At 45.7% G+C, this 16,684-nt stretch carries 20 protein-coding genes; 3 read left to right on the top strand and 17 right to left on the bottom strand.

The annotated features are described in order from the left end of the window. Positions 1-68: 68 nt before the first annotated feature. Both MDMS009_RS04215 and MDMS009_RS04210 read left to right on the top strand, forming a co-directional pair. Entirely contained in the window at positions 69-2,210 is a 2,142-nt protein-coding gene (locus tag MDMS009_RS04215; RefSeq protein ID WP_008290549.1) for a TonB-dependent receptor, read from the top strand. 104 nt (positions 2,211-2,314) lie between these two features. Next, positions 2,315-2,659 carry a DUF4870 family protein gene (locus MDMS009_RS04210; protein ID WP_008290570.1) on the top strand — a complete coding sequence of 115 codons (345 nt, stop codon included), beginning with the start codon at positions 2,315-2,317 and terminating at the stop codon, positions 2,657-2,659. A gap of 44 nt (positions 2,660-2,703) precedes the next feature. Here the strand turns inward: MDMS009_RS04210 and MDMS009_RS04205 are convergent, their stop codons facing one another. The 4 genes from MDMS009_RS04205 to MDMS009_RS04190 form a co-directional block, all read right to left on the bottom strand. Beyond that, positions 2,704-3,462: an SDR family oxidoreductase gene (locus tag MDMS009_RS04205; RefSeq protein WP_008290659.1), complete on the bottom strand. Its 759-nt coding sequence runs from the start codon at positions 3,460-3,462 to the stop codon at positions 2,704-2,706. Positions 3,463-3,517: 55 nt separating this feature from the next. Further along, on the bottom strand, positions 3,518-4,375 hold the full coding sequence (gene purU, locus MDMS009_RS04200) for a formyltetrahydrofolate deformylase (protein WP_008290629.1): 858 nt from the start codon (positions 4,373-4,375) through the stop codon (positions 3,518-3,520). A 68-nt stretch (positions 4,376-4,443) separates the two neighbouring features. Next, positions 4,444-4,794 (bottom strand): nucleotide pyrophosphohydrolase, encoded by a 351-nt coding sequence (locus tag MDMS009_RS04195; protein ID WP_008290593.1) that lies wholly within the window; start codon positions 4,792-4,794, stop codon positions 4,444-4,446. After that, positions 4,787-5,551 carry an alpha/beta fold hydrolase gene (locus MDMS009_RS04190; protein ID WP_008290677.1) on the bottom strand — a complete coding sequence of 255 codons (765 nt, stop codon included), beginning with the start codon at positions 5,549-5,551 and terminating at the stop codon, positions 4,787-4,789. Before MDMS009_RS04190 ends, MDMS009_RS04195 begins: the two co-directional genes overlap by 8 nt. Positions 5,552-5,605: 54 nt before the next feature. Here MDMS009_RS04190 and MDMS009_RS16390 point away from each other — a divergent pair, with 54 nt between their 5' ends. Beyond that, positions 5,606-5,779: a hypothetical protein gene (locus MDMS009_RS16390; protein WP_008290667.1), complete on the top strand. Its 174-nt coding sequence runs from the start codon at positions 5,606-5,608 to the stop codon at positions 5,777-5,779. 31 nt (positions 5,780-5,810) lie between these two features. Here the strand turns inward: MDMS009_RS16390 and fabB are convergent, their stop codons facing one another. The 13 genes from fabB to MDMS009_RS15755 form a co-directional block, all read right to left on the bottom strand. After that, positions 5,811-7,028 carry a beta-ketoacyl-ACP synthase I gene (gene fabB / locus MDMS009_RS04185; protein WP_008290584.1) on the bottom strand — a complete coding sequence of 406 codons (1,218 nt, stop codon included), beginning with the start codon at positions 7,026-7,028 and terminating at the stop codon, positions 5,811-5,813. A gap of 9 nt (positions 7,029-7,037) precedes the next feature. Next, positions 7,038-7,553 carry a 3-hydroxyacyl-[acyl-carrier-protein] dehydratase FabA gene (fabA, locus tag MDMS009_RS04180; protein ID WP_036314303.1) on the bottom strand — a complete coding sequence of 172 codons (516 nt, stop codon included), beginning with the start codon at positions 7,551-7,553 and terminating at the stop codon, positions 7,038-7,040. Positions 7,554-7,695: 142 nt separating this feature from the next. Further along, positions 7,696-8,976 (bottom strand): TolC family outer membrane protein, encoded by a 1,281-nt coding sequence (locus MDMS009_RS04175; RefSeq protein ID WP_237700477.1) that lies wholly within the window; start codon positions 8,974-8,976, stop codon positions 7,696-7,698. Between the two features lie 173 nt (positions 8,977-9,149). Next, positions 9,150-9,800, bottom strand: a complete 651-nt coding sequence (locus tag MDMS009_RS04170) for a response regulator transcription factor (RefSeq protein WP_008290598.1) — start codon at positions 9,798-9,800, stop codon at positions 9,150-9,152. 17 nt (positions 9,801-9,817) lie between these two features. Then, complete coding sequence (locus tag MDMS009_RS04165) at positions 9,818-11,149, bottom strand: HlyD family type I secretion periplasmic adaptor subunit (protein WP_008290624.1); 1,332 nt, start codon at positions 11,147-11,149, stop codon at positions 9,818-9,820. 3 nt (positions 11,150-11,152) lie between these two features. Further along, positions 11,153-12,580, bottom strand: coding sequence for a type I secretion system permease/ATPase (locus MDMS009_RS04160; RefSeq protein ID WP_272941069.1), 1,428 nt, complete (start codon positions 12,578-12,580; stop codon positions 11,153-11,155). Positions 12,581-12,619: 39 nt separating this feature from the next. Then, entirely contained in the window at positions 12,620-12,835 is a 216-nt protein-coding gene (locus tag MDMS009_RS04155) for a hypothetical protein (protein WP_008290137.1), read from the bottom strand. A 35-nt stretch (positions 12,836-12,870) separates the two neighbouring features. Next, positions 12,871-13,761, bottom strand: coding sequence for a hypothetical protein (locus MDMS009_RS04150; RefSeq protein WP_008290170.1), 891 nt, complete (start codon positions 13,759-13,761; stop codon positions 12,871-12,873). 31 nt (positions 13,762-13,792) lie between these two features. Beyond that, entirely contained in the window at positions 13,793-14,554 is a 762-nt protein-coding gene (locus tag MDMS009_RS04145; RefSeq protein WP_008290345.1) for a DNA adenine methylase, read from the bottom strand. Continuing rightward, positions 14,520-14,714: a Com family DNA-binding transcriptional regulator gene (locus MDMS009_RS16690; RefSeq protein WP_081443579.1), complete on the bottom strand. Its 195-nt coding sequence runs from the start codon at positions 14,712-14,714 to the stop codon at positions 14,520-14,522. The genes MDMS009_RS04145 and MDMS009_RS16690 overlap by 35 nt, the downstream gene beginning before the upstream one ends. A 138-nt stretch (positions 14,715-14,852) precedes the next feature. Further along, complete coding sequence (locus tag MDMS009_RS04140; protein WP_008290144.1) at positions 14,853-15,215, bottom strand: hypothetical protein; 363 nt, start codon at positions 15,213-15,215, stop codon at positions 14,853-14,855. After that, the gene (locus tag MDMS009_RS04135) at positions 15,215-15,736 is read right to left on the bottom strand and encodes a hypothetical protein (protein WP_008290664.1); all 522 of its coding nucleotides are present in this window, start codon (positions 15,734-15,736) and stop codon (positions 15,215-15,217) included. Before MDMS009_RS04135 ends, MDMS009_RS04140 begins: the two co-directional genes overlap by 1 nt. Continuing rightward, complete coding sequence (locus MDMS009_RS15755; RefSeq protein WP_008290149.1) at positions 15,736-16,683, bottom strand: hypothetical protein; 948 nt, start codon at positions 16,681-16,683, stop codon at positions 15,736-15,738. Before MDMS009_RS15755 ends, MDMS009_RS04135 begins: the two co-directional genes overlap by 1 nt. Position 16,684: the final 1 nt, after the last annotated feature.

The raw sequence follows: 16,684 nt of genomic DNA, 5'->3' as shown, positions 1-16,684 counted from the left end.
AGCTCATCTATTAAGTTTTTATCGTTCCGATTTTATCGCAGCGATCTGTTGTGTTATGAGGAAACAACATGTTTAACAAAAAAAATACTGTCCTGTTGGTCAGTAGCGTTTTATCTACATTACCGCTGTCCAGCCCTATTGCCGCTGACACGAATGCCGATGTTATCGAAATCCCCAGTTTAACGGTCACCGCAAACCCACTTGGCGCGAAAAGCCCCGATGAATTAGTTCAACCCGTTACTGTTTTAAGTGGCGATGAGCTTAATCAACAGCGTGGCGCAACATTAGGGGAAACCTTAGATACGGTGCCTGGCGTTTCTAACTCTGATTTTGGACCTGGCGTTGGCCGTCCTGTTATCAGGGGCTTACAAGGTTCTCGCGTACAGGTGCTAGACGACGGCCTTAAAACGGCGGACGTCTCTGGTGAAGGTGGCGATCATACTGTTGCGATCGATGCCTCTCGTGCTGATCAAATTGAAGTCTTCCGCGGCCCTGCTACGCTGCTTTATGGTAGTGGTGCAGCCGGCGGCGTCATTAATGTCAAAAGCAATCGTTTCAACCCAGAATTTGGTGATGCGCCACGTGTCCATGGTCAACTTGGTTATGGCTACAATGGTGATGAGCGCCAAGGCAATATTGGTCTGGAACTACCAGTAACCGACAATTTTGTGTTGCGTACTGACTATGGCCTGCGACGCAGCCATGATTTTGATATTGATGGTTTTCAACAACGCGGCCAGACAGAAGGCGATAAGGACACGCTGCAAAACAGTGATGCGATCACTGACTCTTTCTCTGTAACCGGTTTATTCAAAGGTGACTGGGGCAACGCGGGGCTGGGCTATAGCCGCTGGCGCACAGATTACGGTATCCCTGAAGCCTTTTTAGGTGAAGACGAGGAAGAACAAGAACGCATTCATGCCGATTTCGATCGCGTCGACTTCCGTAGTGAATTGATTGATCCCATCCCCGGCTTCACCGCGGCGAGAATCAAGTTATCGCATACAGAATTCAATCAACAGGAAATCGGTGCTCATTTTCATGATGGTGAACTTGAAGAACGTGAAGTTGAAATGGAATTCACCAACGACGAAACTGAAGCCCGCTTTGAACTGGTCCACAATCCGATTGGCATGTGGCAGGGTGTGATTGGTCTGCAACTCAATAACCGTGAGTTTGGTGCTGATGGTGAAGGTCACGGCGGTCACGGTCATGGTGGGCATAGCGATGGTTTCTACATTCGTGATACCGACACCCGTTCAGCGGGGTTATTTGTATTGGAAGAAAGACTAACTGATTTCGGCCGCTTGGAATTCGCTGTACGTATCGATCATGTCCGTTCCGATCCCACTACACTAGGTGAAGAACGCCATATCGATCTGCCAAGTGGTGATGAGTTACATCAGGAAGCCGATGTCGGTGATCGTAGCTTTACCCCGTTCAGCCTCTCAGCCGGTTCAATTATCGATCTCGGTGACACGCATCATTTACGTCTGTCTCTCACCCGTTCAGAACGAGCCCCATCAGCCGAGCAATTATATGCTTTCGGGACTCACGCAGCATCAGGTACCGTTGAAGTTGGCGATGTTGGCTTGGATGAAGAAACCTACACCAATATTGAAATTGGTCTGGATAGACATAGTGGTCCATTCCGCTTTGATGCCACCTTGTTTTATAACCATGTGCAGGACTTTATTTACTTGGCCTCAATGGATGATGGCAGTGGTAACGCGGTGATGATTGATGATGACACGCTGGTGTTTAATCAACAGGATGATGCGCGTTTCTACGGTGCTGAATTTACGGCTGCCTGGGATGTGGTTGAAGGCAATATGCCTCTGACTCTGCGCTTTTCCGGTGATATCGTACGAGCTAAGCTTGATGATGGCGACAACTTGCCACGGATCAGCCCAGCACGGTTAGGTATCGGTTTTGATACAGCCTATCAGGACTGGGACTTCAGCATGGACTACCGTCATATCTTCAAACAAAACGACTCTGCTGCACTGGAATCTGACACGGATGGCTATAATCTGGTTACTTTGGATGCCCGTTGGAAACCGGCTAGCCTCAAAGGTGGCGAACTGTATATTCAGGGTCATAACCTGCTGAATGAAGATGGCCGTCGTCACCAAAGCTTCCTCAAGGATGATGCACCAATTATCGGGCGTGCACTGATGACCGGTATCCGTTTCGACTTTGGCGGCTAATACAGAATTGAGCAGTATTCAGTAGTTGTTACTGGATACTGCTTTCAGTTTGCTATAAATTTGTTAGATTAGGTTTTGCTTGGCAAATAAAAGGATAGGCAAAAATGGCAGACAACGCTCAAAACAGCCAGAGCACAGCAAAAGTGGTTTACCTGTTAATGCTGGTTAATATCATTGTTCAGTTTTTAGGTGTTATCGGCGTCATCATTGCTTATGTTCATAAAAGTGATGCGCCTGCATGGTTACAAACGCATTACCAATTTCAAATCCGAACATTCTGGATAGGCTTATTACTGATTGTTGGCGGTATATTTTTGTGGTCTGCAGGCGTTGGCGCCATCATTCTGCTGTTTTGGTTAGTCTGGCTGATTGTGCGCTGTGTCAAAGGAATGAAATACCTTGACCAGAATCAGCCACACCCTAATCCAACAACATGGCTGTTTTCATAATCTTTTAGTTATTACCTGAAAAACCGCGCCAAGGCGCGGTTTTTTTATTCCCGATAGAATGCCATCGGGCCATTTGCCTGTTGCGTTGGCATCAGTTCTAACGTGGTCACATTCACGTGTGCTGGCGTATTCACCAGCCACCAGACCGTATCTGCAATATCAGTAGCGCTCAGCGCTATCGTGCCTTGATAAACTTTGTCAGCTTTATCGTCGTCATCTTTAAATCGCACCTTGGAAAATTCGGTTTCGGCATTACCCGGTTCAAGATTACTGACTCTGACATTAGTACCCAACAAGTCGGCACGTATCGCTAGGGAAAACTGCCTGACAAATGCTTTGGTTGCACAATACACATTACCGCCCGGATATGGCCAGTTTCCTGCTACTGAGCCAATGTTAATAATATAACCTGCCTTACGATTAATCATATTCGGCAACACGCTGCGCGTGCAATACAGAAGTCCTTTGATGTTGGTATCGACCATTTTTTCCCAGTCATCCAACTGTGTTTCGTAAGCTGGCTCCAAGCCCAAGGCTAGACCGGCATTATTTACTAACACATCAATAGCACTGAACCTGGCAGGTAAGTCTGTAAAGGCTCGTTCTACTGCATCACGATCCGTAATATCAAAACAACAGGTGTGAACGTGCTCTGCTCCACCTAACTGCTGCTGTAGGTTATTCAGCCTTTCCTGTCGTCGCCCAGTCAGGATTAACTTCCAACCATGTTTTGCAAATAGCTTCGCACAGGCCTCACCAAAACCTGATGTCGCACCTGTGATCATAACGGTTTGCTGTGTCATCGAATACTCTCGCTAACTAGATGAAGATTGTGTTCCTAGATGTAAGCTTACGCGGTTAAGCACCTTCAGAAAAAACGATGGTGCGGCGCCCACTAATGATGATGCGATGTTCGATATGCGCTTTAACCGCACGAGCTAACACCATACGCTCGATATCTTTACCCACCATAACTAAGTCTTCAGGACTATTGTCGTGCATGACACGCTGTACATCCTGCTCAATGATCGGTCCCTCGTCTAAATCTGCTGTGGCATAGTGAGCCGTAGCACCAATAATTTTAACGCCACGCTCATAGGCCTGGTGGTAAGGTCGCGCACCTTGGAATGCCGGTAAGAAACCATGATGAATATTAATGACTTTACCTGCAAATTCTTGCACAAATTGTTCTGACAAAATTTGCATATAGCGCGCCATCACCACTAAATCGATATCGTATTCGGTAAGCAGTTTTTTAATGGCGGCTTCCTGCTCCAGTTTGGTTTCCTTGCTTATCGGTAAATGATAAAACGGTTTATCAAACTGACGAGCCATTTGCTCCAAATCTTTATGGTTGCCAATAATCAGCGGAATATCACATTTCAATTCACCTTCGTACTCACGCAACAACAAGTCATACGGGCAATGTGAAGCACGCGTGACCAATAAAGCAACACGGTATGGCGTTTCGCTGTACCGTACAGACCAAGAGAGGTTGACAGTTTGGGCAAAGCGCTCGAACTCAGCTTCCAACTGCTCGTGTGGCAATGTTCCCTCATCTTCCAATTTAATGCGCATGAAATACTGACCGATCTCAACATCGGTGTATTGCTGACAATGTAGAATATTAAACTGTCGTTCGGCGAAGAAGCTGGTAATGCCTGCTACCAGACCTTTTTGGTCAGTACATTGAATCAAAAAAACAATCGAACTCATTTTATCTGTTCCTGAATGCGGCACTGCCGCGCCAAGTAAAAGCTAAATGCTAGCATCACAGCCCGCGTTTATGAATATTCGTTATATTTATCCGCACGGCCTTTGACTTTATCCGGAGGATATTTAGCAGCATTTTTTTCCATCTTCTTTTTAACTGCCTGATTAAGGTCAATACCTAAGTCATGACATAAATAGCTCAGATAAACGGCCACATCAGCAATCTCGTCTTCCAAATGTTCGCGCTTATCACTCTCAAGCATCGCCTCAACTTCATCATGATTACGCCACTGAAACCACTCTAAAAGCTCTGCGGCTTCGATAGATAAAGAAATTGCCACGTCTTTAGGGGTATGAAACTGCTCCCAATCCCGGTCTTTACGAAAAGCAATCAACTGCGCCAATAAACTAGATTCAAGCATCGCGTAAGAACTCCTCAACGATTTGTTTAAATTGCTGTGGTTTTTCAGCGTGGACCCAGTGACCAGCCTTTTCAATGGCAACAAACTCTGCTTGTGTGAAATGCTGTTGTATCAGCGTCCTGTCCTGTGTATTAACGTAGTCTGATAGCGCTCCGTAAACAAACAGACTAGGCATATCCAGCACTGCTGTCGTACAAACCGGGGCCATTAACTGTTGATAGTTTTGCTTCAGCGCCGGTAAGTTAATACGCCAGCTAAACCCACTTTCATCCGTTCGAAGATTCATTAATAAAAACTGTCTTACTGTTTTATCGCTGATGCTAGCAGATAAAGCCTCGTCAATTTCGCTACGCGAAGCGTATTGGTCCATATCCAATGCCATCATCGTATCCATCATGGGGGTATGTTGACTGAAATATTGCCGCGGTGAGATATCTACCACCACTAATTTATCCACAGATTGCGGGTAGTGTGCAGCAAATTGCATCGCTACTTTACCGCCCAAAGAATGGCCGAGCACATGCGCTTTACTTATACCAAGTGAGTCACATAAAGCCCTCACATCTTCTGCCATCAAGGTAAAATCTTGTTTCTCACTATGTGGTGACTGACCATGATTACGAAGGTCTAGACTAATCACCTGAAAGAACTTCGAAAAGTAACGCGCCATGCTGCGCCAGTTATCTGATGAGCCAAACAAGCCGTGAATAATCAGCAAAGGTTGCCCCTCGCCCAATTGTTGATAATGCAATTTCATTGAAGTTATGTCGACGCGTTATAATGAGATGATTGTATTAAGCTGGAGATAAAAGTGGAAGACGAAACAATTTTGGTGATGCTGGTAAAACAATATGCAGATAAGTTTGGCATCACCTTCAGTTCGAAATATTTAGACGATCCCGATAAGAAAAATCAATTAATCGCCTTGATACAAGAAGCTGTTGCCGGTAAACGCGGCCCAGTCACCGACGACGATCTGCAATAAAAAAAAAGCCACCTTTCGGTGGCTTTTTATTTTAATCTTCGAGTTTTTCGAACACCAGGCAGGCGTTGGTACCACCAAAACCAAAACTGTTCGACATGACTGTCGTCAGACCTGCATTATCCACCCGCTCGCGCAAGATCGGTACTGCTTCTGCTTCAGGGTCTAATGTTTCAATATTCGCTGATGCCGCTAAGAAATCATCCTGTAGCATCAGTAAGCTGTATATCGCTTCTTGAACACCGGCCGCACCTAATGAATGGCCAGACAATGACTTGGTTGACCCCACATAAGGAATATCATCACCGAAGGTTTTCTTAATCGCACCTAGCTCTGCTAAGTCACCCACTGGCGTGCTAGTGCCATGTGCATTGATGTACTGGACTTTGCCACGAATGGTCGACATTGCCAGTTCCATACAACGCTGTGCGCCCTCACCTGAAGGTGCCACCATATCGTAACCATCAGACGTTGCACCATAGCCGGTTAATTCAGCATAGATTTTGGCACCACGGGCTTTTGCGTGTTCATACTCTTCCAGCACCAACACACCACCACCACCTGCGATAACAAACCCATCACGGTCAGCATCATAAGCACGAGACGCTTTTTCTGGTGACTCGTTATATTTGGTCGATAATGCGCCCATCGCATCAAAGAGCGAGCTCATTGACCAATGCTCTTCTTCACCACCACCTGCAAACACAATATCTTGTTTACCTAGCTGGATTTGTTCCATTGCGGTACCAATACAATGCGCACTGGTCGCACAGGCCGATGACATAGAATAGTTCACGCCTTTAATTTTAAAGGGTGTTGCCAGACAAGCTGACGTGGTACTACCCATGACTTGGGTAACACGATACGGCCCAATACGCTTCAAGCCTTTCTCACGCAAGATATCAGCCGCTTCAACTTGATTTGCTGATGATGCGCCGCCCGATCCCATAATCAGACCAGTGCGAACATTAGATACCTGCTCGTCACTCAACCCTGAGTCCGCGATAGCCTGCTGCATCGAAATATAGGAATACGCTGCCGCATCTCCCATAAATCGTAATGTTTTACGATCTATATGCTCTTTAAAATCAATATCTATGGTACCGGCGACATGGCTTCTAAAGCCCATATCTGCATATTCCTGCTTGAAGCGAATACCAGATTTACCGTTACGTAAGGACTCGGTGACCGTTGTGGCATCCAACCCCAGACAGGATGTGATACCTAATCCTGTGACAACAACACGTCTCATCGTTATATCCTAAAAATCTTCAGTGGAAGTAAAAAGGCCTACTCGCAAATCTTTTGCTGTATAAATATCACGTCCATCGACAGACACTGTACCGTCGGCTATTGCCAACACGAGTTTCCGTGCGATAACACGCTTTAAATCAATTCGGTATGTGACTTTTTTTGCTGTCGGCAACACTTGACCAGTGAATTTTACTTCACCTGAACCCAGTGCTCGACCTCGACCCGGATTGCCATCCCATGCCAAGAAAAAGCCTACTAATTGCCACATCGCATCCAATCCAAGACAGCCTGGCATAACTGGGTCACCGGGAAAGTGGCAGTCAAAAAACCACAAATCAGGATGAATATCCAGCTCTGCGATAATTTCACCCTTTCCGTATGCCCCACCAGTGTTTGAGATATGAGCAATGCGATCCATCATCAGCATATTGGGAACAGGTAACTGGGCATTGCCGGGACCAAACATTTCGCCGTGTCCACACTGCAATAATTCTTCGTATGTATATGATGATTGCTTACTCATGAAATCTCTTAACTATCCCGCCATTTGGGGCTCGTATGATAGCACGATCGTTTCCAAACCAGAAAAAAAGTGCCGTCACTCGCCATCTAAAAAAAAGCCACGACACATAGCCGTGGCTTTCTTGGTTCACTAATTGTCGTTGTTATTCGTTGCTTGCAATCGTTGTCGCTGCTTCAGGCAGCTCAACATTCAAGCCTTGTAACAACATACCCATGCTGTTGAGAATGCGATACATCGCAAACATTTCGTCATATTGTGTGTTTACTAACGCTGTACGCGCGCTGAACACTTCGTTTTCAGAATCCAACAAGTCCAACAGAGTACGTTGACCCAAGCTAAATTGTTGTTGGTATGCATCACGAGACTTTTCACTCGACTCTACATGCTGTCTTCTGAAAGACATTTGACGCTTGACTGTTTCCCATGCATTCCACGACAGGCGAACACTTTCTTCAACCTGACGGTGCGTATTATTACGAATTTCGGCCGCTTGATTGATCAAGAACGCAGTTTCTTCACGACGCGCTGTGTCACGACCACCGTTGACTAAGTTATAGCGTAAACGCAACATCGCATAGAGGTCTTTGTCCTTACCTTCCTGACCGTCAATATCATGGTCAGCACGTGTCCCCAACTCTAAATGTAAATCTGGGTAAAAAGGTGCTTTCGCTGTGGCATGTTGTGCTTGCGCTGACTCAACGTCAAATGCAGCTAATCTCAGCGTAGGGTGATTATCAACTGCAGTGGCAATAGCTTCATCGCGTGTTTGAGGTATCAGACTAATCGGTGAGTCAGGTTGTGACAAAGTGTCCGGCTCCATCCCAACAACACGGATATATGATGTTTCAGCATCACGCAGGTTACTTTGTTCAGACATCAGGTTCGCTTCGGCAAGCGCCAAACGACCTAAGCTTTGGTCCATATCAGCTTTACGACCAACACCACGTTCACTACGGAGCATGATCTGGTCATGTGTACGCTGATGAGCTTCAAGATTGGTTTGAGCTAATTCAACCAAATGTTGACGACGCAATACATTCAGATAGGCTTCGACCGCATCAAGGCCTGTATTCTCAGCAGAACTGAACACTGAGAATGCACGTGAGTTAGTGCGCGCTTCCTGACGTTCCACTTCATTTTTTGTTTCCATGCCATCAAATAACATTTGACGGGCATCCAGTCTGGCTTCATCACGGTTAAGGTGCACTTCACCTTTTCCTGAACCACGTGTGCTTGGGTTGTCGGTCATTTCCCAACCCGTGCCTACTTGTAAATCCAGTGTTGGGTAGTAGCCTGCTTTCGCTTGATCTACTTCTTTCGAAACAGCTTGTCGTTCATGTACGGCCGCAAGTACGTCTGGGTTGGTTTTTACTGTCGCATCCACTGCCTCTTGGAGGGTAGCTGCACTGCTCGTTCCAACCATTAGATATAGAGGGAAGACTAAAGCTAAAGGTCTCATAATATTATCTGTCCTATTTTATTATTTATGTGGTGGTTTCGGCGGCCCCTCATACACCACAATTTAAACGTCCTAGATTGTCTAAGTTTTATTCGTAAACAACTGTATTACAACATAAGTTCATCTGCAATAGCTATTCATCGTAAATCGCGGAAGAAAATAGCTAAAGACAAACGATCAGGTAAGCTCATTTTCTGGAAAATAGTCGTGAGATGAGCTTTCACGGTTCTTTCGGTGATATCCATTTCTCTGGCGATCATTTTATTGGTTGCGCCATGACTAACCAGTTTTGCCACTTCCATTTCTTTCGGTGACAAACTGTCCAACGCCTGCTTTTGTTGATGTGTAATGGTTGGCGTGTGGGTTAGTTCTTCAATGAGCCCAGAAATAACATGACGCTCCACCCAGACTTCGCCATGCAAGATTAATTGCAGTGCGTCATGCAATTTCGTCAGCGGTAGTTCATCGTTGAAATAGCCTCTTGCACCTTGTTTCAATGCGGCTATTTGAATCGTCATAGGCCTCGGAGGCCCCATAATCAGAATTCGGCTCTCCGAGCAGCGCTGTGTCAGGTTTGATAGGCGGTCTGAATCAGCATCTTCAAATAATGATTGATGACAGATTATCAACTGCGGCATATTTTCTTCTGTCAACGAAAACATCGTATCCAAATCTGAAAATCCCGATACAGCGTAGATATCAGGCAAATTGTTTCTGACATCTGCCTGACTTAGCTCGTCAGGCATAACAATATACAAACTAGCCTGTGTCATCGTGGTATCTTTCATTTAGATGATTCCATCCATCAACGTTCCCGTAGCGCTTCATTTTTCGCTTTTAAAATAGGCTTGAGTAAATAATCCAAGACGGTTTTCTTGCCTGTTAGGATATCTACCGTGACAGTCATACCCGGTATAATCTCCAATGGTCCTTTACTGCTGTCAATATTATTTTCTTTAGTGCGTAAATAAATAATGTAAAAACTTTCGTCTTCTTCATTGGTTATAGTGTCTGCACTGATACGTTCTAAGGTTGCTGGCAAGCCACCATAAATCGAGAAATCATACGCTGTGAATTTCACCATAGCATTCTGCCCCGGTCGCAAGAAAGCGATATCGGAAGGCCTGATATGTGCTTCAACCAACAGGTTATCCTCAACAGGAACAATTTCAACTAAATCTTCACCCGGCTGAATAACACCACCAACGGTATTGATCATTAATCGGTTAATTTTGCCTTTAACCGGTGCTCTTACCTGAGTGCGTGTTACCCGATCTTCAGCGGAAGTGACGGTCTCTTGCGTCCTTGCTAACTCGGATTGTACTTCACTCAATTGCGATGCAGACTCAGACTGAAAACGTAATTTGGCATCTTCAATTTTCTGTTTTACTTCAGATAAAGAAGAACGAATACGCGGAATCGCTAATCGTGTTGTTTCCATGTCACCACGTAGTTCATTGACAGTACGTTTCAATCGCAGAATTTCCACCTCAGAAATAACGCCCACTGAAACCAGTGGTTCAGACATGCCGAGCTCTTGATTACTTAACTCATAACTGGTGCGTAATTTGTTGAGTTTTGATTGCGTTTCTCGAAGCTCTTGCTCACGCTGTCTCGCTTGCTGTTGCAACACATCAATATTGCTTTGTAGTTCCCGCTGTCTCGCTTGAAACAAACGTCGCTCTGCTGCAGCTAGCTCCGGTTTCTCTTCGACTAAACGTGCTGGTAAAACAAGCTCTGCATCGTCTGCCTCAGCCTGAAGTCGAGTACTGCGCGCAAGAAGCTCCCAGTATTTCAACTCAGTTTCTCTAAAGGATGACGAAAAACGCGTATCGTCAATCTTCAATAGAACATCGCCTTTCTCAACTATCTGACCTTCTGCAATCAGTACCTCAGAAAGAATACCGCCTTCAAGATTCTGTATGATTTGAATTTTGCTGGAAGGAATAACTTTACCTTCACCGCGTGTGACTTCATCGAGTTCCGTGACTTTTGCCCACCAGCCTGCACAAATAAAAAAAAGTAATGTGAGAAGCAGTAAAGAATGTCCTGTACGTGGCGTCGATTCCATCGTCGCAGCACTGACTTCTGACATAAACTCAATATCATCAGGATGTGCTCTTTTAAACCAAGCCATTTCTTATCCTTTCGATACTTTGATGTGGCCTTTTTTCAAGGCAGCCAATATTTGTTCACGTGGTCCATCAGCGACTAGATGCCCTTGATCCATCACAATAATACGATCAACCAGGCTTAACAACGACGCTTTATGTGTCACTAATAGCAATGTCTTTTCCTTGAGACTCTCAGATAGCTTGGCTTTAAAACGTTCTTCTGTGCTGTTATCCATGGCATTGGTGGGTTCATCGAGCACAACGACTGAAGGGTCCAATAATAATGCGCGTGCAACAGCAACACTTTGCCGCTGTCCGCCTGACAAGCCCTCGCCACGTTCGCCAACAGGCATATCGAACCCTGAAGGATGACGATTGACAAACTCGCTAACCCCGGCGACATCGGCTGCTTTCAATACCATTTTGTCATCAGCAAAGGGCGCAACCATGGTGATGTTATCGCGAATGCTGCCAAAGAACAGCACAACATCTTGAGGCGCATATCCGACACTGCGACGTAGATCGACCGGATCCACTTGTCGTATGTCTGTACCATCCAGCAAAATTGCCCCTTCATCCGGCTCATACAAACCAAGAATCAACTTCTCAATTGTGCTTTTACCAGAACCAATACGGCCGATAAAGGCGACTTTCTCACCAGGTTTGATACTAAAAGACACTTCAGACAGTGCATCAACGGGCTGGTTTGGATAACGAAAGCTGACCTTTTTGAATTCAACACCGCCTTTAAATTCAGGCCGATGCAGAAACTCACGCCCACTAGGTCTTTCTACTGGAAGATTCATTAAGGTATTAAGGGATTGCAGTGCCGCTTTAGATTGATGATACCGCGTCAATATACCTGCTAACTGAGCCATCGGTGCCAAAGCGCGGCCTGTCAAAATGGTGCTTGCGATCAGTGCGCCCATGGTAATTTCATTTTCTGTAATCAAATACACACCAAATACAACCACAGCAATAGTGGCCATTTGCTGCAAGAATGAGGTGAAATTGACCGCAGTAGACGATAATAATCGCGCACGCTGACTAAACTTAGTCATAAAGCCTACTGTTTGCTCCCACTTACGCTGGATGGGCGTTTCAGCCCCGATACTTTTGATGGTTTCTAGGCCGGTCAATGTCTCTATAAGAGTTGAACTGCGTTGGCCTGAGTGGCGAAATAGGTTTTGAACAGTACGGCCAAGTGGTATCTGGATGATAAGACTCACCAGAATAGTCAATGGAATGACAGCCAGAGGGATATAAGCCACAGGACCGGCAAGCATCCAAATCACAGCAATAAACAAAAAGGCAAAAGGCAGATCAATCAGTGTTGTCAAAGTAGCCGACGTGAAAAAGTCCCGGAAGGATTCAAACTCTTGCATGCTGTTGGCGAAAGAGCCGACGGAGTTGGAGCGCGCTGCCATTTTTACAGCCATTGTAGGCCGCCACATGAATTGCGATCTCTCGCCACATGAATTGCGATCTGTAGTTTAATCGTCAGTTGGCGAAACTACTCCTCGCTTAACCAAACGTCTCAGCAAAATCCTAGCGACTTGGTCTGGCTTCATACCTCCAAGAGTGGTGAACTCGACCTCTGGCTTATGAGGGTCACCTAGATCACCATAAACCCGAACCACACCACCAACTTCATGGTACTCAGACTCATAGAGCTTCCCTTCGACCTCAACAGAAACAAAACCAGACATAACAAACTCCAAACTAACTATAGGTAATTAATGATCTATTTAAGCTGCTTTATATAAGAAGTAAATGCAGAAGATTCATCATAACTGCCACCTAAACGATCAAGTGGTTTTAAGTTCTCTCTAGTGAGAAACACTCTGGCAAAGAGAATGATTTGTGTGGCTTTACTGACTAAAGAGTCAACCTCTCTAACCCACTTCGCCCATTTCTCTAAATCTTGATAACTGAGCTGATTTATATCGGCATCTCTCAATTGATTGAGATTGCTTTCAAGCTGAATAACCACCAACTCTCTGATGTCGTTCTCATCATACAAAGCCTCTAAGCCAGCAATTTCAGCAACAGGACGTTCAACATAATGAGGCCTTTCAAGGGTTACATTTTGAGCAGCCTCAATAGCTTCAACCTCTTGCACAGTAGCTTTCACGGTAATTATAAGTTGATTACTCCGTGTCTTGATCATGCTAGACAAGGCTTTAGATATGGTAGGAAATTTATTCTGTTTAAACGGGCTAAGTTTAGAATTAGCCCAATTGGCACCTTTTTCCTGAGCCTTTAGTTCCGAAACCTGTTGTTGAACAGAATCAATATCAAACTCTCTTAATGTGGCACGGTTTTCAGATTCAGTAACAAAACGGTCGAAGCGTTTCGATAGAGTGTTGAATTCAACACCGAAGTAACTGGCACCACATAACTGGCCGATGTTAGTGGTATAGCCATCTTCAGTTGAGACAATATAGCCTTTGTTATGAGGCGAATGACAAGTTGATAAACCACAACGAATTTTTTCAGTAAAAGTATAATTACCTAGAATCTCCTTTAATTTATGGTCTGATGGATCGAGGTTTTCCTCAAAACCAGCTAAGTCTTGAATATCTCCCCATGAATCAACACGGATTAAGCCTTTCTCGGTATTTAGTGTAATCATCGCTTAAGAATGTGACTCCATTTGTTAATTATCACCAATTCCATATTAGCAGCTCACGGGATGCTTTTTTATTGTGATTTCCACCTACCGTGTAATTGATATTTAAAGGCTTATTTGAGAGGCCTTTAAAGACCTTTTTAATAGTGTCGTGGTCGTTGATGCTGATGAGCATTTTGCCTTGGATAGTTTGGGCCAGTTCTGCCATGGTTTCGTATTGTTCTAAACCAAAGTCTTGACCGTAACCTGCGGTTTCATAGTACGGTGGATCCAGATAGAACAGTGTGCCTGGTCGATCATATTTCTGAATGCAGCGCTGCCAGTCTAGGTTCTCGACGTTGGTTCTGGCCAGGCGAAGGTGAGCGGCGCTCAGATCCTCCTCGATGCGGAGTAGATTGAGCCGTGGCGGACTGGTAGTGGCGGTGCCATAGCTCTGGCCGTCGACCTTGCCACCGAAGGCAAGCTTTTGCAGATAGTAGAACCTGGCTGCACGCTGGATATCGGTGAGCGTTTCGGGTGTTTTGGCTTTTTCCCATTCAAACAGTTGTCTGCTGGATAAGGCCCACTTGAACTGCCGGACGAATTCTTCAAGGTGGTGCTGAACAACCCGGTAAAGGTTGGTCAGCTCACCATTGATGTCATTAAGCACTTCGACTTTGGATGGTTCCTTTTTGTAAAAGAGCGCTGCGCCACCAGCAAAGACTTCGACGTAGCATTGATGTTCCGGAAACAGGGGCAGGATGTCTTTTGCGAGTCGGGTTTTACCGCCCATCCACGGGATAATTGGTTTGGCCATGTTTTTCCTCTATTGGTCTGGCACTCGCTGGTGCTGGATTAAGAGGCTCAATGGCCTTCAGGTTGTTGAGTGTCTTACATCGCGGACACTTGATTTCGATTTGTACGTATTCAGCTTTAGCCAGTAACCGGCTGCAGCCACCACATCTAACTTCTTTCATGTGAGCCTCTATCTGTTTGTGCTAGGCTGGCCCGGCTGCGTCGACGCGGCGGGATGGCCTTGGTTGGCTCACAGGGTATGTGCCTGTGGGTTGACGGCTCGGCAGTGTTGGCGCACTGCCGAGTCGCTGTCTCTTCCTTTACTTCAGTATTTGGTCTAGCGATTTGTATTGGCCATCTTCAAAATGAAAACGGCCAAAGAAGCGAACCAGACCATAGAACCCAACAGCTTCTATAGCTGCTGGCAATTGTAATGACCAATGCAGCCGCTTGACATCTCGCAGCATGGCTTTAAAAAAGCCTCGGTCAGCTGAGAGACGATCCTTATCACCACCACCACGTTGGTAGTTAAAATCGTGATGACGGCAACTCGCCTCGAAGAACCAGCCAAATAACAGCTTAGCAACTGGTTCGGGTAGCCAGTCAGGGCCACAGCCATTTCCAAAACTGATTTTTTGTTCCGGTGTCAGGTCTGACCAGGATATTTTTGATTGCTTAGGCATTAGCTGTAATCCACAACAATCGCGTCAATATCAGCTTGAATCACATCCGGCTGCTGCTCATCTTCGTGCTGTGTTTGAAGTGCATAGAGCAAGTCTTCATAGTCCTGCTTTTTTCCAATAGCTGGGCCAGCCACACTTTTATAATTGGACGCATTGCTAATGATTCGTCCGACTAGGGTTGCTTTATCAACGCTGGCTCTCTCTGCAACAATGAAGTCAATCAGTGGCGTCGGCGCGGCATTGTCCGACTGCCAAGCTATTGCTTCTGGCTCTTGCGTTGGGAAGCTAGCAATTTCTTCAGCCGTATAAAGACTCGTGACTGGAGCCATGGCTAGTTTGAATTTCTGAACAATCTCAGAATGCTTATTAGCAAGCCGATCATCGATTATTAGTTTTGAATCTATGACAGATTGAATTTCTGACTCATCAATTTCAGTCATGCCAGACTTAATTAAATGATCTTGTGAGCCATCGGATTCAAATGCAAAGACATTATTATTTTCGTCTTTAAAATATTTCATTATCTAAGCTCCCACCAAACATCAAATCCCGAAAGAACTCCAGCTCCGGCTTGATATGTGCTACCGTTCGGAATAATCAAATTAACGTATTGTTCATCAGAATCACCTGCGATAGTGCAGATAACTTCACCGTCAACAAGGAAATTACGAGGCCCACTGCCAGCGCTTAGAACTATCGCCAGTTGAATAGATCTACCAGTAGTGTTTGTATAAGTAACACCCTCTGAACGACTGACAAAAACGTCTTGCCAGACCTGCCCCTCGCCAATAGCCATCGTTTTGATTTTGGCATCAAGCTTGTCGGGGCTGATAATACTCTCAGTCGTATCGGTTCCCGTATTCCATGTCGTCTGATCCTGAATAGGCGTACCGGCAATCGGGTCAATATCAACAAACATCACGGTGGCTGATTTAGCCAGACCGACGACCACCTTTTCGGATGGCGCAGTTGCAGTAATTTCCCCCTCCGTACTGCCAGACAGATAATACTTGTCACCCACCGTCAGGCCGGAGAACAGCGCCGAACGACCAAACGCTTCGACCAGGCTGTTGGTGACATCCGCAAAGCCGACCATCTTCTGTTTGTCGGTACCGTCGGCAATGGCACGGTCATAGCGGCTGTTGGCAGTGTCCCAGTACACGGCATCGCCATCGGCTACTGATGGACCAAAGGTGACATCTTCCAGCCGTACAACGTGGTTGGTGGCTGAGACCAGCTTGACGATGGCTTTCTGCAGCAGGTTTAAATCACCATCATCAGGTGTGAGGCCTGCATTAGTGATGACGTTGCGTAGTGACTCGCCCATTTTGTAGAACCAATGCGCGCCGGGCCATGTCGCTGGTGTACCGGATGTAGGATCACCATTTGTTGGATAACCAACTGACGGTACTGCTGGGGCATCAGGAGGTGATGCTGAAGCATCCGCTTCATAATTACGTGGTTCCATT

The organism is Methylophaga thiooxydans DMS010, from assembly GCF_000156355.1.
GTDB lineage: Bacteria > Pseudomonadota > Gammaproteobacteria > Nitrosococcales > Methylophagaceae > Methylophaga > Methylophaga thiooxydans.
Note: the sequence above shows the minus strand (reverse complement) of the source record. Positions and strands in the feature narration are given on the sequence as shown.